This window comes from Paenibacillus sp. J31R30, from assembly GCF_059692115.1.
This window is the reverse complement of the sequence record NZ_JCAUAV010000011.1, coordinates 37,028-63,887: the sequence shown is the minus strand read 5'-3', so window position 1 is coordinate 63,887 and position 26,860 is coordinate 37,028. Positions and strand designations below refer to the sequence as shown.

Annotated in this window: 19 protein-coding genes; 10 read left to right on the top strand and 9 right to left on the bottom strand. The window is 47.9% G+C overall.

The genetic code is table 11. The annotated features are described in order from the left end of the window. Position 1 precedes the first annotated feature (1 nt). Complete coding sequence (locus tag AC58QO_RS26535) at positions 2 to 1,435, bottom strand: VanW family protein (protein ID WP_497270856.1); 1,434 nt, start codon at positions 1,433 to 1,435, stop codon at positions 2 to 4. 217 nt (positions 1,436 to 1,652) lie between these two features. On the opposite strand from AC58QO_RS26535, the gene ftsE reads away from it, so the two are divergent. The 5 genes from ftsE (at position 1,653) to AC58QO_RS26510 (ending at position 7,565) form a co-directional block, all read left to right on the top strand. Then, entirely contained in the window at positions 1,653 to 2,339 is a 687-nt protein-coding gene (gene ftsE, locus AC58QO_RS26530; protein ID WP_310501025.1) for a cell division ATP-binding protein FtsE, read from the top strand. After that, a complete protein-coding gene (ftsX, locus tag AC58QO_RS26525) occupies positions 2,329 to 3,246 on the top strand; it encodes a permease-like cell division protein FtsX (protein ID WP_497270854.1) in 918 nt (305 codons plus the stop codon). Before ftsE ends, ftsX begins: the two co-directional genes overlap by 11 nt. Before the next feature lie 164 nt (positions 3,247 to 3,410). After that, a complete protein-coding gene (locus AC58QO_RS26520) occupies positions 3,411 to 4,604 on the top strand; it encodes a murein hydrolase activator EnvC family protein (protein ID WP_497270852.1) in 1,194 nt (397 codons plus the stop codon). A gap of 92 nt (positions 4,605 to 4,696) precedes the next feature. Then, positions 4,697 to 6,160, top strand: a complete 1,464-nt coding sequence (locus AC58QO_RS26515; protein WP_497270851.1) for a S41 family peptidase — start codon at positions 4,697 to 4,699, stop codon at positions 6,158 to 6,160. A gap of 121 nt (positions 6,161 to 6,281) precedes the next feature. Next, positions 6,282 to 7,565, top strand: coding sequence for a serine protease (locus AC58QO_RS26510; protein WP_497270849.1), 1,284 nt, complete (start codon positions 6,282 to 6,284; stop codon positions 7,563 to 7,565). A 71-nt stretch (positions 7,566 to 7,636) separates the two neighbouring features. Here AC58QO_RS26510 and AC58QO_RS26505 read toward each other — a convergent pair whose 3' ends face one another. Beyond that, positions 7,637 to 8,458, bottom strand: a complete 822-nt coding sequence (locus AC58QO_RS26505) for a flagellar motor protein MotB (RefSeq protein ID WP_497270847.1) — start codon at positions 8,456 to 8,458, stop codon at positions 7,637 to 7,639. After that, the gene (locus AC58QO_RS26500) at positions 8,442 to 9,233 is read right to left on the bottom strand and encodes a flagellar motor protein (RefSeq protein ID WP_497270845.1); all 792 of its coding nucleotides are present in this window, start codon (positions 9,231 to 9,233) and stop codon (positions 8,442 to 8,444) included. Before AC58QO_RS26500 ends, AC58QO_RS26505 begins: the two co-directional genes overlap by 17 nt. Positions 9,234 to 9,503: 270 nt before the next feature. Here AC58QO_RS26500 and uvrB point away from each other — a divergent pair, with 270 nt between their 5' ends. The 4 genes from uvrB (at position 9,504) to AC58QO_RS26480 (ending at position 15,367) form a co-directional block, all read left to right on the top strand. Then, positions 9,504 to 11,501, top strand: coding sequence for an excinuclease ABC subunit UvrB (gene uvrB, locus AC58QO_RS26495; RefSeq protein WP_497270842.1), 1,998 nt, complete (start codon positions 9,504 to 9,506; stop codon positions 11,499 to 11,501). A 38-nt stretch (positions 11,502 to 11,539) separates the two neighbouring features. Continuing rightward, positions 11,540 to 14,422, top strand: coding sequence for an excinuclease ABC subunit UvrA (gene uvrA / locus AC58QO_RS26490; protein ID WP_497270840.1), 2,883 nt, complete (start codon positions 11,540 to 11,542; stop codon positions 14,420 to 14,422). Positions 14,423 to 14,686: 264 nt separating this feature from the next. Further along, positions 14,687 to 14,836 carry a hypothetical protein gene (locus AC58QO_RS26485; RefSeq protein ID WP_497270838.1) on the top strand — a complete coding sequence of 50 codons (150 nt, stop codon included), beginning with the start codon at positions 14,687 to 14,689 and terminating at the stop codon, positions 14,834 to 14,836. A 327-nt stretch (positions 14,837 to 15,163) separates the two neighbouring features. Beyond that, positions 15,164 to 15,367, top strand: coding sequence for a hypothetical protein (locus tag AC58QO_RS26480; RefSeq protein WP_497270836.1), 204 nt, complete (start codon positions 15,164 to 15,166; stop codon positions 15,365 to 15,367). 333 nt (positions 15,368 to 15,700) lie between these two features. On the opposite strand, the gene AC58QO_RS26475 is transcribed toward AC58QO_RS26480, so the two are convergent. The 6 genes from AC58QO_RS26475 to AC58QO_RS26450 form a co-directional block, all read right to left on the bottom strand. Then, a complete protein-coding gene (locus AC58QO_RS26475) occupies positions 15,701 to 16,669 on the bottom strand; it encodes a sugar phosphate isomerase/epimerase family protein (RefSeq protein WP_497270834.1) in 969 nt (322 codons plus the stop codon). A 51-nt stretch (positions 16,670 to 16,720) separates the two neighbouring features. Further along, a complete protein-coding gene (locus AC58QO_RS26470) occupies positions 16,721 to 17,875 on the bottom strand; it encodes an MBOAT family O-acyltransferase (protein WP_497270832.1) in 1,155 nt (384 codons plus the stop codon). Between the two features lie 133 nt (positions 17,876 to 18,008). Then, complete coding sequence (locus AC58QO_RS26465; RefSeq protein WP_497270830.1) at positions 18,009 to 18,926, bottom strand: hypothetical protein; 918 nt, start codon at positions 18,924 to 18,926, stop codon at positions 18,009 to 18,011. Positions 18,927 to 19,016: 90 nt separating this feature from the next. Beyond that, positions 19,017 to 20,216, bottom strand: a complete 1,200-nt coding sequence (locus AC58QO_RS26460) for a class-II aminoacyl-tRNA synthetase family protein (protein WP_497270828.1) — start codon at positions 20,214 to 20,216, stop codon at positions 19,017 to 19,019. A 7-nt stretch (positions 20,217 to 20,223) separates the two neighbouring features. Continuing rightward, positions 20,224 to 20,475: an acyl carrier protein gene (locus AC58QO_RS26455; RefSeq protein ID WP_173117126.1), complete on the bottom strand. Its 252-nt coding sequence runs from the start codon at positions 20,473 to 20,475 to the stop codon at positions 20,224 to 20,226. 45 nt (positions 20,476 to 20,520) lie between these two features. Then, positions 20,521 to 23,916 (bottom strand): FG-GAP repeat domain-containing protein, encoded by a 3,396-nt coding sequence (locus tag AC58QO_RS26450; RefSeq protein WP_497270826.1) that lies wholly within the window; start codon positions 23,914 to 23,916, stop codon positions 20,521 to 20,523. An 86-nt stretch (positions 23,917 to 24,002) separates the two neighbouring features. Here AC58QO_RS26450 and AC58QO_RS26445 point away from each other — a divergent pair, with 86 nt between their 5' ends. Then, complete coding sequence (locus tag AC58QO_RS26445; RefSeq protein ID WP_497271036.1) at positions 24,003 to 26,555, top strand: U32 family peptidase; 2,553 nt, start codon at positions 24,003 to 24,005, stop codon at positions 26,553 to 26,555. The last annotated feature ends 305 nt before the right edge of the window (positions 26,556 to 26,860 follow it).

Sequence of the window (26,860 nt, the reverse complement as noted above, 5' to 3'; positions counted from 1 at the left end):
ATCATTGGATAGCGAGTGTACTCACGCCATCTTCCACCATAGGCTGTTTGGGCGCAGGCTCTTCTGACCGGATGTCTTTGCGGTTGGCCGCGATAACCGTAGGCACAGGTGAATACTGATCCTTGGAGATTAACTCTTTGCTGACGATGATGCCGTTTTCTCGCTTGATCCGATAGGTTTCAACCTTGTAACCGACTTTTCCTGTGCTGATCGGGCGTTCTAAGCCTGGTGTCATGTTCGGATTGTTCACATATTTAATCGGGGGCTGAATGGTTTCAATAATTTTGGAGTCGATGTCATAGGTGATGGCAGGCGTCTGATGACCAAAAAGCTTGACTGTTACGGCCGTATCCGTCGTTATGGTGCGGATCCATACGTAGCTGTTCGTATTATTACGAAATTTGAAATTAATATAACCGTTAGCAAATGTAGCATCTTGCCCAAGAGGGACGTAATTGACAGGGAGTGAATGATTTCTCCGCTCCACAATTTCAAGACCGCTGCGCAAGACGGCGTTGTAGAGCGTCGAGGATACTTGGCAGATTCCGCCGCCGATCCCGGGGACGAGGTTCCCGTTGAGGATGACGGGTGCTTCCTTGTAGCCGAATTTGGCTTCTGTCTGTGCAATGATTTTGCTGTAATCGAAGGTTTCGCCTGGTGCCATTAAGTAATCTTGAATCGATGTAGCGGTTACTCGAATATTGTGAACCCGCCCTTCACCTGAAGTGGGGAACACAGTCGTGAATTCGGAGATTTTGCCATCGATGCCTTGCTGTTTCAAGGTGGCTAGTGTGACGGTGGGGCTCAGCTCGTACACAGGCAAAGATAGCCCAATTGGTGCGGTATGCGCTAAAGTGCCTAGAGAAGGAGCGATGCTTAGCAGCTGCTCTTGCAAGTGCGCGGTATCAATTCTTAACACATTTCGCTCGGGTTCGTACGCAACCTGATCATGCGATTTGAGAAGCCGCTTGGCGGCAATTGGCTGTTTGGTATACAGCTCTTTCCAAGCATCCTTGACGGTGTCGTTCAGTTTGGAGGAATCTACAGAGACATTCAGTGGAATAGTGGCATTTCGTAGGTTCCAGCGCGCTTTAATACGCACAAACGGTGAATCGCTGGTTAATTGTTGGAAGGATTGGGTGAGAAGGCTCTTGTCATAGCGAATGCCTAGTTGTCCAAGGGACAGTTCTTTGGCGGGAATTTCCGGATATGATGTGTGTAAAAGAACAGGAAAAGAGGACAGTCGTTTCATGCGCTGCTCGGATTCAGTTTGAAAAGCGGCATAGGACATTCCACCTACACGCCAGCCAGCAATGGTGACGTTAGCGGGAAAGGTAGTTTGAGCTCCATATATATAAAGTGCAATGCCGCACGTGACGAATAAACCAAGAGCGATAGCGGAATAGAGGATGAGATTTCTGAATGAGCGTGTCATGAAGAGCCACTCCTTTACATACGAATGTGATACGGCCTGTCTCTCTATATGTATCAATCTTGATGCCAATTTAGTACATAATCCTGTTTCGGCTAAAATATGTACAAACCATGGTATAATGACGGTATTCCCCATGAATTTCAAAGAGGATTTAGAAGGATTTTCAGCTTTTGTGTCGAATGGATATAGGCTATCTATATAATTAGGATGTGATATTGTGATCGAAATGCAGGACGTATGGAAAACATACGCCAACGGGACGCACGCATTAAGAGGCATTAATGTAAAAGTGGACCGCAATGAGTTTGTCTATGTGGTTGGACCTTCAGGCGCAGGTAAATCTACTTTCATGAAGTTGATGTATAGAGAAGAAAGACCAACGAAAGGTCAAATTTTCGTAAATGGTTTCAATTTAGAAAAGCTTAAACAACGCAAAATTCCCTACGTGCGTCGAAATATCGGCGTTATTTTCCAAGACTATCGTTTACTTCCGAAATTATCTATTTTTGAAAATATAGCTTTCGCCATGGAAGTTATTGAGGCACCTAAGAAGCAAATCAAGAAACGCACCATGGAAGTTCTGGAGCTCGTTAAGCTAAAAGATAAGGCAAACTCACTCCCATCGCAGTTATCAGGCGGTGAACAGCAGCGTGTTGCTATTGCCCGGGCAATAATAAACAGCCCATCCGTCATTATCGCCGATGAACCGACAGGAAATTTGGACCCTGAAACGTCATGGGGCATTATGAAATTGATGGAGGAAATTAATTTCCGCGGTACCACAATTGTCATGGCTACGCACAACAAAGAAATCGTGAATACGATGCGTAAGCGCGTGATTGCGATTGAGAATGGCCTTATTGCTCGCGATCAATTACGGGGGGAATATGGCTATGAAGATTAGTACAGTTTCTCGACATCTGCGAGAAGGTACGAAAAATGTCGTGCGGAATGGTTGGATGACGTTCGCGTCGATAAGCTCCATTGCGATTTCTCTGTTTATTCTTGGTGTTTTCGTACTCATAACTTTAAATGTGAATGATGTAGCTACCCAAATTGAGCAACAGGTCGAGATCAACGTGTACCTGGAGGTTAACACCGCTCAGGATCAAATCACGGCACTTCAAACGCAAATCCAAGCGATCCCTGAAGTGAAAACGATTAAGTTCGTTTCGAAGGCAGAGGGACTTGTCTATTTGCGCGAAAAGCTTGGCGACAGCGGGAAAGCGCTCTTAGATGGCTTTGAGGGAGATAACAATCCGTTGAACGATGCGTTTACGATCGAAGTGGACGATCCGCGGAATGTGGCCATTGTTGCGGACCAAATCTCTGCGCTTAACATCGGCAAGGATCCTAAGCCTATTTACAAAGTGAATTATGGCAAAGGCACTGTCGAGGCGCTGTTTAAAGTAACGAAGATCGCGCGTTGGATCGGGATTGGCATCGTTGTGTTGCTATCCTTTACAGCGGTATTCCTTATTGCCAATACGATCAAAATTACGATTTTGGCTAGAAAACGGGAAATTTCAATCATGAAGCTCGTGGGTGCGACGAATTCCTTTATTCGTTGGCCGTTTTTCATAGAGGGTGCATTGCTTGGCTTTATTGGCTCTGCGATCCCAACAGCCATCATACTTGCAGGCTATTGGAAATTGCTCAACTTAAGTTCATTGAATTTGAATTTGTTGATGATTAAATTAACACCGTTCGAAAATATTGCACCAACGATGACAGTGCTTCTAATCGGCTTAGGTATCGTGATTGGGGTATGGGGTTCCCTAATCTCTGTCCGCAAATTCCTTCGCGTTTAGTGGAAACCTTGAATGAAACTGGGGCAGAGTGTTCCTCTTGCCTCCTTTTTCATCTTTTCTTTGTTTTTTCATTTTCATAGATTCATAGATTCCTAGTCATAGAACGTAATAGATTCAAACCATACATGCAGCAGATAACGCTTGAAAATGGGGAGGCTACGTGCTTGAAGAAGAAAATTCTACCTATCGTGTTGACATTTGGAATGGCCATATCGCTAACCATCCCTCATGCAGCTAGCTATGCCGCTTCGGCAACGGACAAAATTGACCAGCAGTTGACGCAGCTTAAGAAGCAGAAGGCGGAAGCGCAGCAGAAAGCCAATAACGCCCAGAATCAAATCACTGCGGTCCAGTCAGAGAAGGATCAGACGACGAAGGATATGAATGCCCTCGTTAATCAAGTCAATGAAGCCAGCAAAAAGCTGACACAGCTAAATGAACAAATAGACCAAGTGTCGAGTGCTCTTGAAGCGAGCGCTAAACAATTGGATGAGGCAGAGGCACGCGTAGTAAGCCGCGATAATATGTTGAAATCCCGCGTGCGCTTGATGTATATGAATGGTTTCGTTTCATATATGGACGTGGTGCTGAGCGCAACGAGCTTCTCTGATTTCTTGAATCGGGTTGAAGCTTTGAAATCTATTGTCAATCAAGATAAAGAAATACTAGAGTCCAATTTGAAAGATAAAGAGACCGTCATGCAGAAGAAGGCTGACACCGAGAAGCAGCTGGAGAACGTGAAGGGGCTTTACGCGGAAGCGGATGCGCTGCGAGACGATCTGCAAGCAAAGGAAAAGGCGAAAGAAGTAAAAATTGCCTCCCTTACCAAGAAAGAAAGAGAGCTCGAGGAAATCTCGGAAGAAAGCGATAAGATGATTACGCAATTGGCGAAGCAAGAGGCGGATTTGCAAGCGAAGAAGCGGGCTGCAGAGAATGCGAAGTCTCCTTTTACCTATTCGGGCGGGAAGCTCGGATATCCACTGGCATCGCAAGCGCCAATTACTTCTGATTTCATTGCTCGAATTAATCCCGTTACAGGCAGAGCAGAGAACCATAAAGGTATCGACTTAGGGACAGCGAAAGGTACGCCAATCTTAGCTGCGGAGAATGGTTCAGTCATTTATGCGTCTTGGATGAACGGCTATGGGAACTGTGTCATTGTGGACCATGGAAATGGTCTCTGGACGTTATATGGACACATTATGAACGAGGGGATTTATGTCAAAGTCGGGGATGTCGTGAAACGAGGTCAGAAAATTGCTGGCGTCGGCTCCACGGGGCAGTCCACGGGGAATCACTTGCATTTTGAAGTAAGGAAGAATGAAGTGCCTACCGATCCGAAACCGTTCCTAAGATAGGACAACTTGGTTATAAAAGGGGTAAGGCTTGTCATATACTACAAACAGGCCAACTCAAATTCGGTTTTAGGAAAAAGGTGGTGAATCTCGCTTTGCAATTCAAAGGTCGTACGGTCATCGTATTTGTTTTGTTAGCTATGTTTGCAAGCAGCATTGTTACATTAACGATTGTAGATCCATCCTTCACTTGGGGACAGAAAGAGCAAACTACGGGTGGGACAGCGACTTCGGTATCCGCTTCGTCCGGTCTCTCAAGCAAGGATTTAAACAAAATTGCAACGACGTTTCAACTGATTGAAAGTAAGTATTTAAAGCAGCCTGATCATGATCAACTGGTGAATGGCGCGATTAATGGGATGTTGGAATCGTTAGAAGATCCGTTCTCCGTGTATATGGATCAGAAGGAAGCGAAGCAGTTCGATGAGAGCATTACCTCTTCCTTCCAAGGCATCGGGGCTGAGGTGTCGCTCGAGGATGGTAAATTCGTTATCGTTTCCCCGATTAAGGGTTCACCTGCAGAGAAAGCGGGCATTCAATCCAAAGACGTCGTACTCGCTGTCAACGGCGATAAATTGGACGGGCTTACTTTGAATCAAGCGGTCATGAAAATCCGCGGACCGAAGGGGACGCAAGCCAAGCTGGATTTATTGCGCCAAGGGACAGGAGATCCAGTACAAGTCATCGTGGTGAGAGACAATATTGATGTTGAAACCGTCTACGGTGAAATGATGCAGGATCAGATTGGCAAAATCGAGATTCGTCAGTTCTCCTCGAACACGGCAGTTCGTTTTGCAGAGGAACTGAAAACCCTTGAGGCCAAAGGGATGAAGGGACTTGTCATCGATGTTCGGAATGATCCAGGCGGTCTACTGAACGTTGTTGTTGATATCGTGAATCCATTCGTGAAGAGTGGAGCTTCCATCCTTCAAGTGGAGAATCGAGACGGTAAGCGAGAGCCAACGCCTTCCACAGGGAAAGGCAAGAATTATCCTGTCACCGTATTGATCAATAAAGGAAGCGCGAGCGCATCGGAGATCTTAGCAGGCGCATTCCAAGAAGCGGTGGGCAGTAAAATTGTTGGGGAAACGTCTTACGGCAAAGGAACCGTTCAAGTGACGTTTGAGAAAGAAATGGGCGACGGCAGCAATATTAAGATGACGGTGTACAAATGGCTGACGCCAAATGGCAACTGGATTCACAAAAAAGGGATTACGCCGGATATCCCGATCGAGCAACCCGCCTATTTCAAGGCAGCGCCGCTTACGAAGAAAGAAGTGCTCAAGCAAGACAACAACAGCGATGACGTGAAGAATTTGCAGTTGATGCTTGCTGGCCTTGGCTTCAATCCAGAGCGGACAGATGGCTATTTCAGCGACAAAACCGTGCTGGCAGTCAAAGCGTTCCAACGGACGAATGACTTGCCCGTGACTGGTGAGGTAGATGCGAATACAGCCGGCAAAATCGAAAAAGCGATTTTAGAGCAAATCCGCGACCCGAAAAACGATTCGCAATTGAAAGCTGCCGTCTTTCAGATTCAGAAGCAACTCGGGAAATAAGGACCGTAAGTTAATGGAAATTGTTCATAGCGGCAGGAAATAAGCAATAACAGTCGAAATAATGTAGGAAGGTTGCTTAGGCGGCCTTCCTATTTCTTTTAACCGAGGAGCCTAGATTCGTATGGATGTGTGGTTTCAATTATTGGACAGAATGCTGCTGGCTATGGGGCAGTTGTTTGCGAATCCTTTCTACTATATAGGCATAGTATTTATTGTTTTACATTACAGAAAGCAAATTCAAATGGAACGGAAGCTGTTTCACACGCGTCTTCATTCCTTATTGAACGAAACATGGCGTGTTGTACTGTGGGGCTGGTTAGGCGGACTGGGAGCCTCTGTAGCACTTCTGTTCGTAGGTGTTAATATACAACTAGATGTTGTGGTCGTACTTTGGATCGTGACGATCATTCTGATGATACTTCGTATCCGTTTCCTCTGCTTAGCATATGCCGTAGGGATTCTAGGGATCGCCCAAGTGATCTTTTCTTGGTTTCCTAATGCGGAAGGTCTACGCGAGTCCTATGCGTATCTGGAGGCCATAGCGAGTGCGGATATCCCATCCCTTTTAGTGATTGTAGGCGTGCTGCATCTCTTAGAGGGGGTGCTCGTTAGTTTACAGGGAGCTAGAATGGCGACGCCGCTGTTTCTTGAAGGGAAGCGGGGGCAGATGATTGGCGGACAGCAACTGCAAGGCTTCTGGCCAGTCCCGCTGTTTCTCCTCGTTCCGATGGCTGGCGGGAGTGAACTGAGCTTGCCGTGGCAAACCTTGTTTGCCTCTAACCTTAGCGCAGGCTGGACGATGCTTGCGTTCCCAGCGATGATCGGCTTCACGGAGCTGACGATTTCGAAGCTGCCGAGAAGACAGGCTCGCTTCAGCGCTAATTTGCTCTACGTATACGGACTCATCCTGCTAGGTGCGGCTGTTGCTACACACTACTGGACGCCGCTAGTGCTGCTAGGCGCGATTCTAAGCATTCTACTGCATGAAGGGATGCTGTTCTACAATCAATGGGTAGAAGCGAAGCGGACGCCCTTCTACATCCACTCCGAGCGTGGTCTTATGGTACTCTCTGTCGTTCCGAACAGTCCTGCTGAGGAGCTAGGTATTGGCATCGGTGAGATCATCCACAAGGTCAATGGATACAAAATCAAGACGAAGACAGATTTACACGCGGCCATGGGGATCAATTCCGCCTTCTGTCGTCTGGAAATCTTGAATGATCAAGGTGAGGTGCGATTCCTGAAGCGAGGTATTTTTGCCGGTGATCACCATCAGTTAGGCATTATTCTGGCTCCGGATCAGGATGTGCTGTATTTCTTAGAGCAGCGTCCGATGCATCTGTTTAGCTATTTGCGAAGCAAATTGACAGGCATATTGCCCAATAATTCGACGAAGTCCATGTAAATAACCCCAAAAAGCCCTATCTCCACTACGCAGTGGAAATAGGGCTTTTTTATACGTGCTTACATGGCGACTTATTGGGCCGGCGCTGTAGGTGCGATATCGTTCCGCAACACAATAATTTCTACACGTCGATTTTTACTGCGATTCGCATCGTTAGAGTTGGCTACTTTGGGCATGGTGTCCGCATAAGCAGTGGCAATGAATTTGTGATCGTCGAGATTCGCTGTATCGCTGAAATAGCGAAGCACAGAAAGAGAACGGGCAAACGACAACCCCCAATTATCCCGATAGGGAGAGCCCGGTGCAAGGGGTAAATCATCCGTATGACCTTCGATGCTAACCTTGCTCTTCAAAGTCGGGAAAAGCGAAGCTAGCTTTTGCAGAATCGGGAAGGATGGCGCCTTCAGATCGGCTTTTCCCAGGTCGAACAGGAATAAGTCGTTGAGCGTGATCGCCACACCGCGTTCCGTATCACTGGCGGATACTTGCGCTTCTAAATTTTGATCCTTAATATACGCTTGCACTTGTTTCAGAAGATCCTGGAGCTCTTTCTCACGCTTTTCTTTTTCGCTGTCCTCGGTCTTCGTCTTGTCATGCTCTTCTTTCTCTTCATCCTGATTCCGGTTCGTGAAATCCTTGTCCTTACTGTCCGCATCCCCTTGTTTCGGGGTCATCGAGCCGCTGATGCCATGGTTTTTATCCAAGATGGAGTCAGCTTTTTGGAATTGGAGGTTTAAGGCTTGCGCCAAAACGGCATACTTTTGAACATCCACTTTACTCATCGCATACATAATAATGAAAAATACAAGCAGCAGCGTAATTAAGTCAGCGTAAGTAATGAGCCATCTTTCATGATTAACATGCTCTTCTTGTCTCTTACCGCGCCTCGCCATTAACGTCATCCTCCTCTACGGCTTTTTTGGATTTATCATGGAGGAAGGAGTTCAGCTTTTTCTTAATCAATTGCGGGTTTTCACCAGCCTGCAGGGCAAGAATGCCCTCTAGCATTAATTCCATTTCATTGACCATTTCTTTACCACGGACTTTGATTTTGGTAGCGATTGGCAAGTAAACTAAGTTAGCGCTCATAACACCATAGAGAGTAGCTGTAAATGCAACGGCAATGGCAGGGCCGAGGGAGGAAGGATCCTCTAGATTGCCTAGAACGTGTATGAGCCCCATGACCGTACCGATAATCCCCATTGTAGGCGCATATCCGCCACCGGCTTCGAATACCTTTGCCATATTATTAACTTGATGTTCAATGGCGTCCATTTCGAGCTCAAGAATTTGTCTAGTCAGTTCGGGGTCTGTTCCGTCTACAACCATGAGCAATCCGTCCTTCAGGAACGGGTTCTCGTGCTCTTGAGCGCGTTGCTCTAGGGCAAGTACACCTTCTCTGCGCGCAATCGAGGCCATATCAACAATTTCATTAATGGTTGTTGCAGGATCTCTTTTGACTTGCATGAAGGCAATGCCGAGTGCTTTGGGGATTTTGGCTAAAATAGAGCCAGGGAAGCTCACGGCGACTGCACCGAAGGTTCCGCCGAACACGATAAGCATTGCGCTGGGGATGATCAAAGAGTTGATATGACCGCCGTCCCACATATACCCGCCGATTAAACCTGCCAAACCTAATAGTAATCCTAATACTGTTGTCAAATCCATGACTGTACCACTCCTAATTAGCATAAAAAGAATAGGTTCCAAAACACGCAAAAGCCGTCTTGAGTAAGGATAAAACAGAGAAAGCTGTTTGCATCCATGATTCAAAAATAGTATAATGGAAAAACGAGAACAAACATTCTTATGTTGGATAGATATTGCAATCCTTCATATATGTACGACAAAGTTCCATAGACTTCTATATCGGAATGTCGAATGGGAAAGTTTATAGGATAAAAGTTCGATTTATTTCGACAATGAGGGTGATAATGGATGAGTGAACTCGTCATGAGCTCTAAGAAATTTGAGCTAGTATCAGATTTTCTTCCGCAGGGGGACCAGCCTCAAGCCATTGAGGAGATCGTGCAGAGCATAGAAGCCGGCAACAAGCATCAAACGCTGCTCGGTGCAACAGGAACAGGGAAAACGTTCACAGCTGCACAAGTGATAGCGAAACTTAACCGACCAACCTTGATTATTGCCCACAATAAAACCTTAGCCGCACAGTTGTGCAGCGAGTTTAAAGAGTTTTTTCCTCATAATGCGGTATCCTACTTCGTTAGTTACTATGATTACTACCAACCAGAAGCCTACATTGCCTCCTCCGACACTTACATCGAGAAAGATTCCAGCATCAATGAAGAAATCGATAAACTTCGTCACTCGGCGACAAGTTCCTTATTCGAACGCCGCGACGTTATTGTTGTTGCCAGCGTGTCGTGTATTTACGGCTTGGGGTCACCAATGGAATACGGTAATTTACTATTATCGTTACGGGTAGGGATGGAGAAGTCACGGACTGAAATCTTGCATCGACTGGTGGATATTCAATATCAACGCAATGATTTGAACTTCGTTCGCGGTACGTTCCGTGTGCGTGGAGATGTTGTAGAGATTTTCCCAGCCTCACATAGCGAACACGCGGTACGAGTAGAGTTATTTGGCGATGAAATTGAGCGGATTACGGAGATTAATGTTCTCACAGGCGAAATTATTGGTCAGCGTGATCATATTGCCATTTTCCCGGCTTCTCACTTCGTGACGCACGAGGATACAATGAAGCGTGCGCTCGTGAACATTGGCCGAGAGCTCGAGGAACGTTTAGCTGAGTTGAGAGAGCAAGGAAAGTTGCTGGAAGCACAGCGTTTGGAACAGCGTACACGCTACGACATGGAAATGATGGAAGAGATGGGATTCTGCTCAGGGATTGAGAATTACTCAGGGCCGCTGACTTTCCGTGAGCGGGGGGCAACACCTTATACGCTGATAGATTATTTCCCAGATGACATGCTGTTCATGGTAGATGAGTCTCATGTTACGTTGCCGCAAATTCGCGCGATGTTTAATGGGGATAAAGCACGGAAGGATGTACTGGTCGATCATGGCTTTAGGCTGCCTTCTGCTTTGGATAATCGTCCATTGCGTTTCGAGGAATTCGAGGAGAAGGTCAGTCAGATTTTATATATATCCGCAACACCAGGACCGTATGAGCTAGAACATTGTCCGACAATGATCCAACAAATTATTCGCCCAACAGGATTGTTGGATCCGATTATTGAGGTTCGACCAACCAAAGGTCAAATTGATGATCTGATTGCGGAAATTCAAGACCGAGTTCGCAAAGACGAGCGGGTGCTTGTGACTACTTTGACGAAGAAGATGTCGGAGGATTTGACGGATTACTTCAAGGAAATCGGCATTAAGGTGCGTTATTTGCATTCGGATATTAAGACTTTTGAACGGATGCAGATTCTACGGGATTTGCGCTTAGGAACTTTCCATGTGCTAATCGGGATCAACCTTCTCAGAGAAGGTCTCGATTTACCAGAGGTTTCGCTTGTCGCTATTTTGGATGCGGATAAGGAAGGCTTCCTGCGTTCCGAGCGTTCGTTGATTCAAACGATCGGCCGTGCAGCGCGGAACTCCGATGGTCGCGTCATCATGTACGGGGATAAGATCACCGATTCTATGGAGAAAGCGATATCGGAAACCAACCGTCGTAGAGCCTTACAAGAAGCCAACAACGAGAGGCTGGGGATCACGCCGCAGACGATTGCGAAGAAAATTCGTGATGTCATCGAAGCAACCAAGGTTGCTGAACAGAAGTCAGATTATCTGGCGGATGTGAAGGGTGCTAAGATGTCCAAGAAAGATCGCGCATCCCTCATTGAGCGCTTAGAAGTTGAGATGAAAGAGGCGGCGAAGAATCTGCAGTTCGAACGAGCAGCACAACTGCGTGACGCCATTATGGAAATGAAAGCTGATGCTTAGATAAGGGTTCAGCTTCACATAGGAGAGGAAGGGTATCTGTGTCTAGAGATCAGATCGTTATTAAAGGAGCTAGAGCTCACAATCTTAAAAATATTGATGTCACCATCCCGCGTGATAAGTTCGTTGTTCTTACGGGCTTGAGTGGATCGGGGAAATCATCACTGGCCTTTGATACGATTTATGCGGAAGGGCAGCGGCGCTATGTAGAGTCGCTGTCTGCCTATGCGCGTCAATTTCTTGGGAATATGGATAAACCGGATGTCGATTCAATTGAAGGCTTATCACCAGCTATTTCGATCGACCAGAAAACCACAAGCCGTAATCCACGTTCCACGGTCGGAACGGTAACAGAGATTTATGATTATCTGAGACTTTTGTATGCTCGTATCGGGCGGCCGCACTGTCCTACCCATGGTATCGAGATTACTGCGCAGACCGTGGAACAAATGGTAGACCGGATTATGGAGTATCCGGAGCGTACGAAGATTCAAATCCTAGCTCCGCTTATTTCGGGACGTAAAGGCGAGCATTCCAAGCTGTTTGTGGATGTTCAGAAGCAAGGGTTTGTGCGGGTACGTGTTAACGGGGAAACCATGGACCTTTCAGAGAAAATTGAGCTCGACAAGAATAAGAAGCACACGATAGATGTGGTCGTCGACCGCATAGTGGTCAAGGATGATGTTCAAACACGTTTGGCCGACTCCCTTGAAACAGCGCTGAAATTAGCCAATGGTCGTGTCATCGTGGACATTATGGATCAAGAAGAACTGTTGTTCAGCCAGAACCTCGCATGTCCAGAGTGCGGATTCAGCGTGGAAGAGCTTGCACCGAGAATGTTTTCTTTTAACAGCCCGTTTGGTGCTTGTCCAGATTGTGATGGTTTAGGCAGTCAGATGATTGTCGACCCGGATCTTCTTGTTCCTGACATGAAGTTAACGATCGAAGAGGGTGCATTTGAAGCGTGGGCAGGCAGTACGTCCAACTACTATCCGCAGTTTCTTGCTGCTGTTTGTGAGCACTATGGCATTCCGCGCAATGTACCGGTATCAGACATAAGCAACGATCAAATGAAAGTGATCCTCTATGGAACGGGCGGCGAGAAAATCCGTTTCCGTTATGAGAACGATATGGGCGCCTCCAAGGAAGCGTTAGTTCCTTTTGAGGGGATCATTCGCAACTTGGAACGCAGATTCAAGGATACTTTCTCAGAGGGCATTCGCGAGCATATCCAGACCTACATGAGCACAAAGCCTTGCCCGAAATGTAAAGGACACCGCTTGAAGCCTGAAACACTGGCCGTAACGATTAACGGTAAGAATATCTCGCACGCAACCTCCCTTTCCATCGGAGAAGCGGAAGAATGGTTCAAAGGACTGAATCTGAACGAGCGTGAGCTGACGATTTCGAATTTGATCCTCAAAGAAATTAGAGCACGTCTAGGGTTCCTCGTGAACGTCGGGCTTGATTATTTGACGATGCACCGTGCGGCAGGTACCCTGTCAGGCGGAGAGGCGCAGCGGATTCGATTGGCTACGCAGATCGGTTCGAGCCTTATGGGCGTCCTGTACATCCTCGATGAGCCGAGTATTGGTTTGCATCAGCGGGATAACACGCGACTAATCCAAACGCTTGAGCACATGCGTGATCTTGGCAACACACTCATCGTCGTTGAGCATGATGAAGACACGATGATGGCGGCCGATTACATCATTGATATCGGTCCCGGTGCCGGAATCCATGGTGGACAGGTTATTGCCCAAGGTACACCAACAGAGCTGATGAAGGATGAGAATTCCTTAACAGGTCAGTATTTGAGCGGCAAACGATTCATTCCAATTCCTGCTGTTCGACGCAAGCCCAATGGCAAATGGATCGAAGTCAAAGGCGCCAAAGAGAATAACTTGCGCAACGTATCGGCCAAAGTACCATTAGGGGTATTCACTTGTGTGACTGGCGTATCAGGTTCAGGCAAAAGCACCTTGATTAATGAAATTTTGTTCAAAACGCTGTCCCGTGATCTGAACGGTGCCAAAGTTCGCCCAGGCGAGCACAAGGAAATTGTCGGACTCGAGCATATTGATAAAGTCATCGACATTGATCAATCGCCAATCGGACGCACTCCGCGCTCCAATCCAGCAACCTATACCGGCGTATTCGACGATATCCGTGATGTATACGCCAATACAAACGAAGCGAAGGTGCGTGGCTATAAGAAGGGGCGCTTCAGCTTTAACGTGAAGGGCGGCCGTTGTGAGGCTTGTCGCGGAGATGGCATCATTAAGATCGAGATGCATTTCCTTCCTGACGTTTATGTGCCATGCGAAATTTGCAAAGGCAAACGCTACAACCGCGAGACGATGGAAGTGAAGTACAAGGGCAAGAGTATTTCTGAAGTGCTCGAGATGACGATCGAGGACGGCTGCGAGTTCTTCAAGAACTTGCCGCGTATTCATCGTAAGCTGAATACGCTTCTCGATGTCGGGCTGGGCTACATGACCCTCGGCCAGCCCGCAACCACGCTGTCAGGCGGCGAAGCCCAGCGTGTGAAGCTCGCGGCGGAGTTGTACCGCCGCAGTACAGGCAAGACGATCTACATCCTGGATGAGCCCACGACGGGGCTCCACATCCATGATATCGATCGTCTCCTGAAGGTCCTCCACCGCCTCGTGGATAGCGGTGAAACGGTATTGGTCATCGAGCATAACCTCGATGTCATCAAGACGGCGGACCACCTCATCGATCTAGGACCCGAAGGTGGTAACCGCGGGGGCTTGATCGTGGCGGCAGGTACGCCAGAGGATGTCGTGAAGGTGGCCGGGTCGTATACCGGCCAATATTTGAAGCCGATCCTCGAGCGGGATCGCGTGCGTTCAGAGGACTACGCGAAGCGACTGGATGTCCTAGAAGGCTCCGTTAGCTAGAAGCGAACAATAAGCTTGGAATGAGGCGATTCATTTGTCAATTCCAAGCTTTTTATTTTGTGAATTGTGTAAAATCCCTACGATTTTGCTAAGACTTAATTGAATGATACAGGCTTCGACAATTTAACCCTCTATCCATTGTTATGGAAGTAAGCCTATAATATTAGTAAGAAACAGTGAACATCTCCCTCTACCTAATTATGAACATGATGATTGAGAGATATAGCAGTTCTAATTTAATTCACGTTGTGGAGGCTAGTATTCATGAAACCGACGTTAGAGCTTCAGGAAATTGTATCTGCTTTAGGGATTGATCCTTTCCGTTTTCTAGCATGGCAGGAAAAAGAGCTAGCCTACACCCAGACGTCCGAGTTTTCGGAGGACGAGGAACATAGAGACGCATTAGCCGGGTAAGACCCAATGACATAAGATTCGATTGTTTAAGCCCGTACGGTACTTGCCGTACGGGCTTTGCTGTTTTAAACGATGAACGTCACTCTTACAAGGAAATATCAGTAGAGTTCGAGTTATAAATAATCGCTCGGATGGACATTTTATACGTACAAGGGATATTTAAGAAATAGGGATACATATGCCCCGAATTGAGCCAGAACCAAACAAAAGGTGACAAACTTGTTACACATCGATGCAAGGACTTGCATCTCGTGTCCAATCGAGCTAACATAGTATTAAAATAGCAGGACGTGTGCCTTGCACCGAGTTACTAAAGGAGGTTTCACCATGTTATTCGCAGAAGCAGCTGAAGCATCAACGAGCACGTATACAAGCTTTGATATCTATGTGTTGATCTTCACAGTCATTATTGCAATTGCAGTTATTAGACAATTGATCAACCCTAGAAGAAATCTGTTTGCGCTTGGTTTTGGAACCGTATCTCTACTCGTATTCCTTTTCATGGATGTTATCATGATCAAAGGCTGGTAGTACATACAAGCAAACCAAAAAGCCCATAGGATGTTAGATCGTAAGATCTTCAGCCTGTGGGCTTTTTTTGTTCACGCTATTTTACCCCTGAAGTGGCTGTCTTGAAGGCCAAATAGGAAAGGGAACAAGAATACGTTATTAGACAGTAAAATGGATGATATCAACAACAAAGGGAACCACAGTACCTTATTTCTTCGAATATCGTCATAATTGACGAAAAAGAAGCATAGCGTACTCAGGTTCCCTCTGGAGGAAAGTTAGGCCGATTTGAACAAAATAGAGCCTCTACGCTCCCTTTCGATAATAATTCCTATACGAAAGGTGATACGCAGATTACACCCACCACATTTCACCAAGTGGTTCCTTGATGAGTACTTGCTGTAGGTTTTGAACGGCTTTGGAGAAGCCTTCGTCAACGGACATCAAGCCGTCTTCGTGCTCAATACTAACGACATAGTCATAACCAACCAGACGCAATGCGCTGATGATGTCTGCCCATACCTTCATATCGTGACCGAAACCAACGGAACGGAACTGCCAAGCGCGATCCAGCATGTTTGTGTAGGACTGCATGTCCGTTACGCCGAAACGGTTCGTGTTGTTGTAATCATGCGATGTATCCTTCGCGTGGAAATGGTGAATCGCGTTCGCGCGTCCAAGGATTTGTACAGCTTGTACCGGATCAATCCCCTGCCACCACATGTGGCTCGGATCAAGGTTAGCACCAATCGCCTCACCAGCAGCTTCGCGAAGACGAAGCAGTGTAGCTGGCGTATGGACGGAGAACCCACCGTGCAGCTCAAGTCCGATTTTGATATTGCGATCAGCAGCAAATTTACCTGTTTCTTTCCAGTAAGGAATGACTTTGTTCGTCCACTGCCAGTCCAAGATTTCTTGGAAATCGTTCGGCCATGGCGCTACCGGCCAGTTCGGATACTTCGCATCCTCATGGTCACCCGGGCAGCCGGAGAACGTGTTTACGACAGGTACTTCAAGGCGCTCAGCCAATTCAATCGTCTGTATAATAGCATCGTGAAACTCTTTCGCGATGTGCTTTTGCGGGTGCAGAGGGTTACCGTGAGCGCTTAGTGCGCTAATCGTCAAGCCGCGGGACTCTACAGCTTGTTTAAAAGCTTTTAGCTTTCCTGCATCAGCAAGAAGCTCACTTGGGTTGCAATGTGCGGTACCTGGATAGCCGCCAGTTCCAATCTCAACAGCGTCCAAGCCTTTCGCAGCAATATAATCCAGCGCTTCCTCGAAAGGTTTTCCACCGAATAGAACCATAAACACGCCTAACTTCATTTGGTTACACCTCCATAATTGATAAAACAATCAGATCAAATTATACCACTATCATCCAGCAAAATGAAGCAAGCCCTTGTAGATGCGAAGCACCGTATCGTAATTCGAGCTGTAAATAATGACCGAGAACGTAACGAGTGTCTGCGTAACGAAACAACGGAAATAGAAGTATGCTTTGGATACCTTTTTCTTATTCACGGTTGTCAGTTTAAAGATATTCTCGATAGCGATAATGAGGCCATGGTACAGCCCGTAGAAGAAGTACAGCCAGGTAAAGCCGTGCCATAAGCCCATGAGCACCATGATCAAGATGGAGAGGCTTGCGGTTAGCCCGACAGAAGGCGTTTTGCGCGAGAAGAACATGAAGATATGGTCCCGGAAAAAATCCCCCAGCGTCGCGTGCCAATTCCGCCAAAACTGCGTCATGGAAGGCGAGAAGAGAGGCTTTTTAAAGTTCTCAGGCATCGTATACCCCATTAATCGCCCGAAGCCTATGGCCATATCGGAATAGCCGGAGAAATCAAAGTAAATGAGCGCGTAGAACCAGATTAATAGGAAGATAGATTGATGGGTGTGAAGCTCTTGCTGTAAGACATGGTCGAACACCTTAGTCATCCAGGTGACGGCGACGATCTTCTTAAATAAGCCTAAGATAATACGCTTAATACTGTCTTCAAACAGCTTGGCATCGACGGTGTAGGGCTTTTTGCTGTCGGCCATGAAATCACGGAATTTCAGAATCGGCCCTGAGGTAAAGGTCGGGATGAACAATAGATAATTGGCATAATCAATGGCCGGCACTTCGCCTTCTTTTCCAAAGAAATATGCGAAATAATACGAATCAATCACTTTGAGAACGTTGTAAATGAGACCTAAATAAATGATGGCGTCGAACAGGGGACTGCTGAAAACACCCATAACGAAAAAACGAACACCGAGAAAGACACCGACGATATTCGCGGCGATACCGAAAATGAAGGTAGCTTTCCGCCAAATCGTCGTCCGGCACAGATACACAAACCCGAAATAATTAATAATCGTAAAAGCAGCATAGAAAACGACCAGCTTCTTACTAAACAACAGTAGAAAGCACAGGCTGAATATGATCATCAAAATGCGCTTATTATCCGCCCACTTGCGGGTGAGCATCAGAACGGCAATCATGCCACTCATCGCGACCATCGCGTTCATGTGCATATAAAACATAGCTAAAGAACTCCTCGCTTGCTAGAAATGCTGAATACGGATGCTGGATTCGCTGGTTCCAAGGCTAAATCTTAGAACTTTTCGTAGATGAATAATCCCTTGCCGGTAAAATAAATGAAAACCAAATATAGCATCACGAGGTAGATGAGGATTTCGACGGTTTTCCTAAGGAATTTAACCAAGTGTCAACCTCCTTCGTAAATAACGGTGCGCCATCTTCCCGGTTCAGGTGAACAAGGTCATGGAAATAACGCGGTTCATAAGTATGCATCAGATCGAGAGTAGGTACGTTCTTGGCTTTAAGCTGGGTGTTAACCGAATCCTTAAGTGAAGCGATATAAGGCGGATCGGCGTAGCCTTTGTTCCATGGCATCCAAATCACACGCAGCGCAAGCTCATGCTCATCGGCATACTGGAGAACCCATTGTAAGGCATCCAGATTATCTTGGAAATCCTTCAACGTCATGGCTCCGAAGCGTTTGTTGTAGTCATCCCACTTGGTCTTGAGGGCTGCGTCGTCTTTGTGACCTGGATATAGTTCTTTATCAATCCAACGCGGCTCGTAGGCGAGACTGCCTTTGATTAAATTGCGAGCCAACTCTCCGCCTGAATCTCGGAAGTAATCGCGGTAGGTGTACACATATGGCTGGTACCACGGCTTGAACCACTGGTAGGTAGGATCTGTCTCCAGGGCGTCGAGCATAGTATGCACATCGATCCCGATAACAAGCTCCTCTTTCACCTGATAGAGGTTGTCTTTCAGGATCCCCTTCAGATCCGTCAGCTTCCCGTAGGAAAGCCCCATCTCGACCAAATGAGCGTCTGACTTCTCTTCGATATAAGCACCCGTAACGGCTGAATTACCGAAGAAAACCGGACCCGTATGGGACCAGCTATGGTGGTAGAGCGTTTTGGTAAAGTCGTTTTTGTAAAAACGGCGTGAAGACGCCATCGGGTTCCACCAAGAGATGAGCAGGTCGGAGACGACGATGGCGAGCAATAGGCCGAGTGCAAAGCTATTTTTTTTGAGAAAAGCAGCGGTTGCTTTCAATAGGATCACTCATTATCTTCGTAGTGGTTAAAATGAAACCCAAGGACTCGTTCGTAGATCACGAGAACCCTGGGGTAATTGAAGTCAGGATTACAAAGCCTTCTCTTGCCAAGCATGGAACTGCTCACGGAACGTGGCAGGCCATTGCTGCTCATCTAGGCCGTATTGTGCCAAGAACGCGAACGCCCAGCGCTCAATACCGAAGCCTACGCAGCCTGTAACGGCGTTGCGTTTGCCCATTTTAATATTAAACGCATTTCCGAACGTGTTGCTATGGAAATTAACAGAGGAGCAGGCGATCGACTTCTTCACATGTGGAATCGTCAAGCGAAGCTCATATTTCATCTCCTGATTGCGCTGGAAGGACGCTTTCACTTGGAAATCGTTCGTGAAGAACGGATCGTTCGCGATCTCCAGTAAGCTGTCCACTTGCCATTCTACCGCCAACTCTTTCAAATACTCGATCGATTTCAAGCGGTTTTCTTTCACAAACTCAGGCTTGCCGACGAAAATAATTTCACGCATCGAGAAGTCGAGCAGGCGACCGAAGTCGGAGTGGTTTTTGGATTCAAAACGATGACATTTAGCAATCGCAGTTACGACAATGCCGTCGCCTTCTAGGGTTTCATTCTCAAGCCCTTCATAGCAGTGGTAGCACGTCGAAGGGTTCATCATGAAGTTAGGCTTCACCATGTTGTTGTCCAACGCCAATGGCTTCTCTTGGTCCCAACCGCCAGCTTCACGGATCGTTTGGGAGAACGCCTCGATGACATCTAGATCCTCACGCAGATGCGTAACGAAATGGATGTGCTCAGGGAACGAGGTGAAGTGATTCGTTTTATTCAACGTATGGCTGTTGATGACCGCTGGATATTGCTCCTCTTGTACACCTTCGAACCGTCTAGCAATCTTGCTAACGAAAGAGTAGTCAAGGAAACGCATCAAGCTGGAGAATGGCTCACGGAAAATGAAGAGGCCAGGCTCTAACACTTTAATTGCTTTACGCTCAGCGAGCTCAGCGATAATATCGCCTTCATAAGGCGTGTCCACTTTATTTTCAAACAAAACATTTTCTTTAAAACCGAAATCGCCATGGGAGAAACGCTCGATGAGGCGCTCAACTCGAGCAGTAATCCCTTCATCGCCGTTAGGTGAGTTGTGGGTGATGATAATGTCTCCATCGATTAAAAGGATTTCTTGAATGTGCTCATCGGCAAAAGCAGATGCGTATTTGACTTGACCGTGTTGGCTTTCAGCTAGGCCTGCCAATGAAATTTTAACTGTACTCATGAATCCGTTACCTCGCAGTCTTCTTGGAAATAAATTCGGCAATTTCATTCACCGTGTTCATCGGATAGAGCATTAAATCTTGATTCGTTACTTGCAGGTTGTACGTTTTTTCAATGTGAGCGATGAGGGCAGTCGCCCCTACGGAATCAATAAACCCATAATCGAACAAATGAACATCCACATCGAAATCGTCATCGTCCTCGGCAATTTCGTAACGCTCGCGAATATGCTGTTCTAGCTCTTCTAATAAGTTGGACATGGGGAAGCCTCCTGATTTAAGTCAAAGTAGGTATATCTAATAAGGTTACTGCGCATTCGCGACAGGGCCGGTAAAAGTAAGTGTCGTGACGTCACCGTATCGGGTTAACGTGTACGTTTGCGAAGCAGAGTCATATAGGACCTTAACATCTGGTGACGTTTCGAAGTTGAGCACACTAGGGCTGAAGAATTTGATTTGCTGCAGACCTGCTGATTCAAGCTTCAAATGATGCGATCTTCCTTCACTTGTTAGGCTAAAAGGGACATTCGACCGCACAACATGAAACTGCTGTGCCGAAGGGCCGATGTGAATATCAGTCTTTTTCGCTAATCCGAGATACAGTTTACTATCTATATGGGTATAGATATTTGAATCGCTTTGCAGGGAGTAGAGGGCTAACTTATCACCCTTTTCAATGATGACCCCTAAGGTGGCAGCATACTCTTGCGCTAAGCCTGGCACTCCCGATGAATCAGGTGTCAACGTAGCATGGAAGTGCGGACTGCCTCCGCTGAGTCGATCCTTGAATCGATCCCACAGGTAGGAGCCCCAAGATTGGCTGATCGTAACATCACTTTGCATAGCGGTTAAGAACGATTGAGCCATCTGTGTTTCAGACATAAAGTTATAATCATGCTTCGTGCGAAGCTTGTCAAAGTAATCAGCGAATTCCGTTAGACTAGCCACCAACGCAGGATCCGGGAAATGGTATTCAATATGCTCGAAATAATCAATCGGCATATCAAGCTTGGCCATCGACTCGAACACGTCCGTGTTGACATTGTCACCCGTAAGCCTCAGAACCGGTGTAGGTGCATGAATGAGCATCGTCGTGTCGGTCTTTTCTTTGTCATCTTGCAGAAGGAAGGGAAGCGACCAAATGGCTTCAGGACGAGCCAGAACAGGTGATTCGGAAGGTAAGAACCCGAAATTGTACCACATGCCTTTCTCTTTCTCCGAGACGAAGGTCTGATTCCAAGCCTCATTATTAACGCGCCACGTGTGCTGGTTCGTACCAGGATGCAGCCAAGGAATACCAAGCTTATCAAAAGCTTGGTGATGAAGACTGAACTCAGCTCTTTCGTCATCAGCACTCTTAAAATTATGCACAAATGTATGCGGATTTAGTTGTAAATGGTTCTTCTGTGCATATTGAATGAACTCGTTTAACTCCGCTTTATAAGGAAAGTGAGGGTCATCGATCGACACGGGAGATCCGAATTCGATACCACCCATAATAAGATCGTCGTTGCCATCATGATTGAGATCGAGCCATAAAGGGACGGAATAATGTCCAGCAACCAAAGCATGGTTGCCTACTTGGTTCAAGGTTGTCCCTGCGATGGGACCTACATCTGCCCAAGCGCCACCGATCTCTTGGGTGAACACTTGAAGGTCCCCATCGCTGCTGCCGACCACGAGATCTGGTCGGCCGTCTTGATTGATATCACGCACCGCTGGCGCGGCGTGCGTGGCTTTGTTGGGCAGCGTGATGATTGCGCTGCCTTTCGGTTCAAGATCCAGGGCCGCTGCGCTGCGGCCCTGATACAGCCACACTCGCCCATCGGCTGCGCCTAGGACGAGGTCGAGCTTGCCGTCGCCGTTCACATCGGCGACGGATGGCGCTGCAGGCCCTCCGGGCTGCTGCAGCGGGGTACCGCCCGCGAGCACGGGCGCGGGCTGCCCGAACCTGCCGCTAGCGAGCTGCGGCAATAGCTTTACCGCGCCGGACTCGTCGGAGACGACGAGGTCCGTGCGGCCATCCCCGTTCACGTCGGCGGCGTGAACGGCACTGTAAGGGCTGAGCTGGAGCGGCGCGCCGCTCTCCAGCAATACCTTCGTAGGCGCGCCGAACGTGTCGGGCAGCGCCATGCCCTTCGGAGGCGGCTCGCTTGCGTAAGCCGCCTCATCCTTGCCCAGATTCGTGTAGACATACACGAATCCATCTGAGCTGCCGGCCAGCAAGTCCGTGCGGCCGTCGCCGTTCAGATCCGCGGCGGCAGGGTACGCGCGGTACGGCAGTTCAATCGTGCCTGCGAGCTCGCGATAATCGGGGTATGTGGCTTGCCGCAGCGGAATGCCGGCAGCCATTACGTGCAGGCCGCTCGCGTAGCCGGAGCCGGGCAGCTCACCGACGAACGACGGCTTCGCGTTCGTTCCTGTGTTGAGCTGCACCGTCACGCTCTCGCGCCATTCACCCCAGTAGAAGGCGCTGCGCACGAGCGTAAACGAGGGAACCTCGTTGTACTCCTTCAGCTTCTCCGCCCAAGCGATACCGTCTTTTTGCCCGATCGACGGCATCGCCTCAAAATGGTTCTGGAAAGCCATCGCGGGCCTTCCATATGGCCCCAGACTCTTCTTCACGCTGTACCCGAGCGTTTCCTTAGCGACATAAGCTAGCAGCTCACTACGATACTGCATATTAGCCGCCGCCCAAGCGAAGTTAAAAAACGGCTCAATCGGCATCGCTCTTTTATTGAAGTAAGTTGTTCCTGGTGTTGCCTTGCTTGTCGCTTGGTATTTCTCTGCGAGCTGGGCAAAGCCTAACTTTGGATCGAATCCGCTCTTCATATCAAAGCCCGTAGGGAAGTACCGGTTCGGCAGGAAATTACTGCTGATAAGCACGGCGCCTTTGCCAACGCGGTTTTGCATCACCAGAGAAACCGGGGTCTTGGACTCCATCGGGTTAGTCATGTTAACAACAGAAACACCTGCAGAAGGTGTAAAGCCGTATCCAAGGTTAAAACCAGGCATATCGTCCATCGTATTATGTTGAAGATAACTAGTTGTAAATAATTGAAACGTTTGTTGAATCCCATGCAGATTGACTGGCACCTGCGGGTAGCTGAGCGTCAGAGAATCTCCAGACAGGAGAGTTGAACCGAATTTGCTCAGAGGCACCTTTTGTAAATCTACAAGCCCGGCAGCACCTAGAAAATCGAGTGGAAACCGATCTGCATACTCATTTTCCAATAATAAATGGCCGCCTTGCTTCACGAAAGCCATGAGCTTTACCGCTTGTTCAGGCCAAGTAGGATCTAGCGCAAGAGTTGGATCCAAATACAAGGCATCGTACGTGCGAAGCTGACGGGTTGAGAACGTGAGTAAACTTTTTCTATCAATTTGAACGCCTGCTTGTAAGGTTTGCTCGAAATTACTATAAGCGGCGGTATCATAAGAATCCCCGCTCGTTGCGTAAAGAAGCTTAGTTTCCTCGACTTTTGGCAAAAATAGAAGGGTGAGCACAAGGACTAAGACGCCTAGGCTTAACCCGATCAGTAGTTGACGTACACGAATTTTCGACAAATTCAAAAGGATCCCTCGATTGCTAGAAAGGTCACTATCCTTGCCATTATAGCATTCATAGATACGTTTGTTAACTTCTAAAGGTCCCACTTTCCTGCCGTATTGTCGGATATTGGCTATATTGGAGATATCCACGCCCTAGATTCCTGCCTATTGTTTCTGTTACACTAAAGAGAAGAGTTGAGGATTACCGAGGATTGATATTGAAAGGATTTGCTGCCATGCGTACGATACGCAGAGAAGATGTAGAATTATTGGCCCCTGCGGGGGATTGGGATTGTTTGCGAGCGGCTGTTGCCAATGGGGCGGATGCCGTGTTTTTTGGTGTGGAGAAATTCAATGCGAGAGCGAGAGCGCATAACTTTACGATGGCTGAGCTGCCGGATATTATGTCGTTCCTTCATCTATATGGAGTACAGGGCTTCCTGACGTTTAACATTCTCGTGTTCGAGGAAGAGTTGAACGATGCGAAGCAGTTAATTGAAGCGTGTGTTGACGCAGGCGTAGATGCGGTAATTGTACAGGATATGGGCTTGGTTAAAATGATTCGCGAAATCTCCCCAGATTTCCCGATTCACGGCTCAACGCAGATGACGATTACATCGCCTGAAGCTGTTGAATTTACGAAACCGTTCGATATCGAGCGCGTTGTTCTAGGTCGTGAGAATAACCTGAAACAAATCAAGCAAATCGGCGATCAAGCGAAGCTTCCGATGGAAGTGTTCGTGCATGGTGCCCTATGCGTGTCCTATTCTGGACAATGCTTAACCTCCGAAATGTGGGGAGGTCGTTCCGCTAACCGGGGAGAATGCGCGCAGGCTTGCCGTTTGCCGTATGATCTGATGGTTGATGGCGTGCAAAAGCCGATGGGTGACGTCACGTATTTGCTGTCGCCAAAGGATTTGGCGGCGATTGAAATCGTGCCGGAGCTGATCGAAGCGGGTGTTCGTTCGTTTAAAATTGAAGGGCGTCTGAAGACCCCTGAATATGTAGCTAATGTTGTGAGCAAATATCGCAAAGCGATCGATCGTTATTTCGATGGGCAGGATGCGCGTCCGTCTAAAGAAGAAGTGCGTGAGCTTCAGCAAAGCTTCTCACGTGGTTTTACCGTTGGGTTCCTGCAAGGAACCAACAACAAGCAGTTAGTTGACGGCACGTTTCCGAAGAGCCGAGGGGTTTTCGTGGGCCGCATCAAGCAGATCCTGCGCGATGGTGTGATCTGTGAGCTTGAAGCTCTGTTGAAGCGCGGTGATGGTCTGGTCTTCGACGCTGGGGATCCGACGAAGAAGGAAGAAGGCGGGCGCATCTACGATTTGCGCCGCAAGGGCGAGAAGCTCGAAGGCGAAGCCGAGGGTGGATTGATCGAGATCGTCATGGGACGCAACGATGTAGAGCTTGGTCGTTTGCATGTTGGCGACCGTATCTGGAAGACGAATGATCCTGCGCTGGACAAGCGTTTGCGCCAGACGTTTGAGACCGACAAGCCTTACCGTACTTTCCCGGTAAGTGTGAAGGTCAGCGGCGTCCAAGGCGAGACGCTGAAAAGCTGGTGGACGGATGTGAAAGGCGGTCACACCGTCTTCGTACAATCCGAGCTTCCGCTGGTTCGCGCGGAGAAAAGACCGATGGACGAACAGCTCTTCACCGAGCAGTTCGGTCGCCTAGGCGGCACGATTTATGAGCTTGCCGAGCTGGATGTCCAGCTTGTGGGCGAGCTTATCGTGCCGATGCGTGAGCTGAACAGCATGCGCCGCATGGCTGTCGAGTTAATGGAAGACGAGCGGCAGAAGCCGCGCGCGTACATCAAGCGAGACGTCGGCGTTTATGACGACGTGCCGGCTTCTGTGACAGAGCATCACGCGGCGGTTACAGCCGTTAATGCACCTGCATTATCGTCCGCGGATCGCAGCGCGGTCGAGTTGACTGCTTTGTGCCGTAACCTGGATCAGGTGAAGGCAGTACTGGCAACGACGGACGTTGGCTTGATTTACGCTGATTTTGAATTTATTAAGCAGTTTCCTGCGGCCGTTGAAGCTGTTCATGCTGCTGGGCGCAAAATCGCCCTCGTAACACCGCGGATTCATATGCCAGGGGAAACGGGCTATTTTAACAATATACTGAAGCTGAAGCCGGATGCGGTTCTGATTCGTAATACTGGCGCAGCCTTCTATTTCTTGAAGCATCGCTTGGAGAATCCGGATGCACCGCACCCGCAGCTGATCGGTGATTTCTCACTGAATGTGGCGAACCATAAGACCGCAGATTTGTTCTTGGCTGCCGGGCTTTCGAAGGTTACGCCTTCGTATGACTTGAACATTCAGCAGATGGTTGACTTGCTTCGCCGCGCTGAGACGTCCAAGCTTGAAGTCGTCATTCATCAGCATATGCCGATGTTCCATACGGAGCACTGCGTGTACTGTACATTCCTGAGCGAAGGCACAGACTTCACGAACTGTGGTCGTCCATGCGAGGAGAAACGTGTGTCCTTGCAGGACCGTGTAGGGATGTCCCATCCTGTTCGCGTAGATGAAGGCTGCCGGAATACCGTGTACAACGCGGTAGATCAATCAGGTGCGGAGTATTTGAACCACTTTATGGATCTGGGTATCCGCTCCTTCCGTGTAGAGTTTTTGGAAGAGACGCCGGAGAAAGTAACGGAAATTCTTGATCTATACCGCCGCGCGATCGACGGTCAAATTAACGGCACGCAAGTGTGGCGTTCGCTGAAGGCGACGAACCAGTTGGGTGTAACAAAGGGTACTTTGGTGAAATAAGTAGCTACAGATACAGAACGATCTCTAAACCGCCTCGCGACGATTATGTCGGGGGTGGTTTTTTGTCGTGTTGGTGGGGAGGGCAAATAAGAACTCGGCGAGTCCCTATTCCAGTTAACTCCGCGTAAAAACCACCAAATCACAGCCAAAAAGCACTTAGGAATGCAGAGCCGCTGCCCTCCCTTGAAAATTCCTATAATCTGTGGGGTAAAACCTAAAGATCGTAGGGTATGAAACCATCGAGGCAAGCGTTATAATAACTCGCGAAAGCGCTTTATTTTGAAAACTATACATAAATAAGGGTG

Excerpts from the sequence above, each read along its gene's own strand:
- AC58QO_RS26505 (WP_497270847.1), bottom strand. The coding sequence starts at position 8,458 with ATGGCGAGGCGCGGTAAGAGACAAGAAGAGCATGTTAATCATGAAAGA.
- uvrB (WP_497270842.1), top strand. The coding sequence starts at position 9,504 with ATGAGTGAACTCGTCATGAGCTCTAAGAAATTTGAGCTAGTATCAGAT.
- AC58QO_RS26455 (WP_173117126.1), bottom strand. The coding sequence starts at position 20,475 with ATGTCCAACTTATTAGAAGAGCTAGAACAGCATATTCGCGAGCGTTAC.
- AC58QO_RS26485 (WP_497270838.1), top strand. The coding sequence starts at position 14,687 with ATGAAACCGACGTTAGAGCTTCAGGAAATTGTATCTGCTTTAGGGATT.
- ftsX (WP_497270854.1), top strand. The coding sequence starts at position 2,329 with ATGAAGATTAGTACAGTTTCTCGACATCTGCGAGAAGGTACGAAAAAT.
- AC58QO_RS26510 (WP_497270849.1), top strand. The coding sequence starts at position 6,282 with ATGGATGTGTGGTTTCAATTATTGGACAGAATGCTGCTGGCTATGGGG.
- AC58QO_RS26480 (WP_497270836.1), top strand. The coding sequence starts at position 15,164 with ATGTTATTCGCAGAAGCAGCTGAAGCATCAACGAGCACGTATACAAGC.
- AC58QO_RS26500 (WP_497270845.1), bottom strand. The coding sequence starts at position 9,233 with ATGGATTTGACAACAGTATTAGGATTACTATTAGGTTTGGCAGGTTTA.
- AC58QO_RS26460 (WP_497270828.1), bottom strand. The coding sequence starts at position 20,216 with ATGAGTACAGTTAAAATTTCATTGGCAGGCCTAGCTGAAAGCCAACAC.
- AC58QO_RS26470 (WP_497270832.1), bottom strand. The coding sequence starts at position 17,875 with ATGTTTTATATGCACATGAACGCGATGGTCGCGATGAGTGGCATGATT.
- AC58QO_RS26445 (WP_497271036.1), top strand. The coding sequence starts at position 24,003 with ATGCGTACGATACGCAGAGAAGATGTAGAATTATTGGCCCCTGCGGGG.
- AC58QO_RS26535 (WP_497270856.1), bottom strand. The coding sequence starts at position 1,435 with ATGACACGCTCATTCAGAAATCTCATCCTCTATTCCGCTATCGCTCTT.
- AC58QO_RS26475 (WP_497270834.1), bottom strand. The coding sequence starts at position 16,669 with ATGAAGTTAGGCGTGTTTATGGTTCTATTCGGTGGAAAACCTTTCGAG.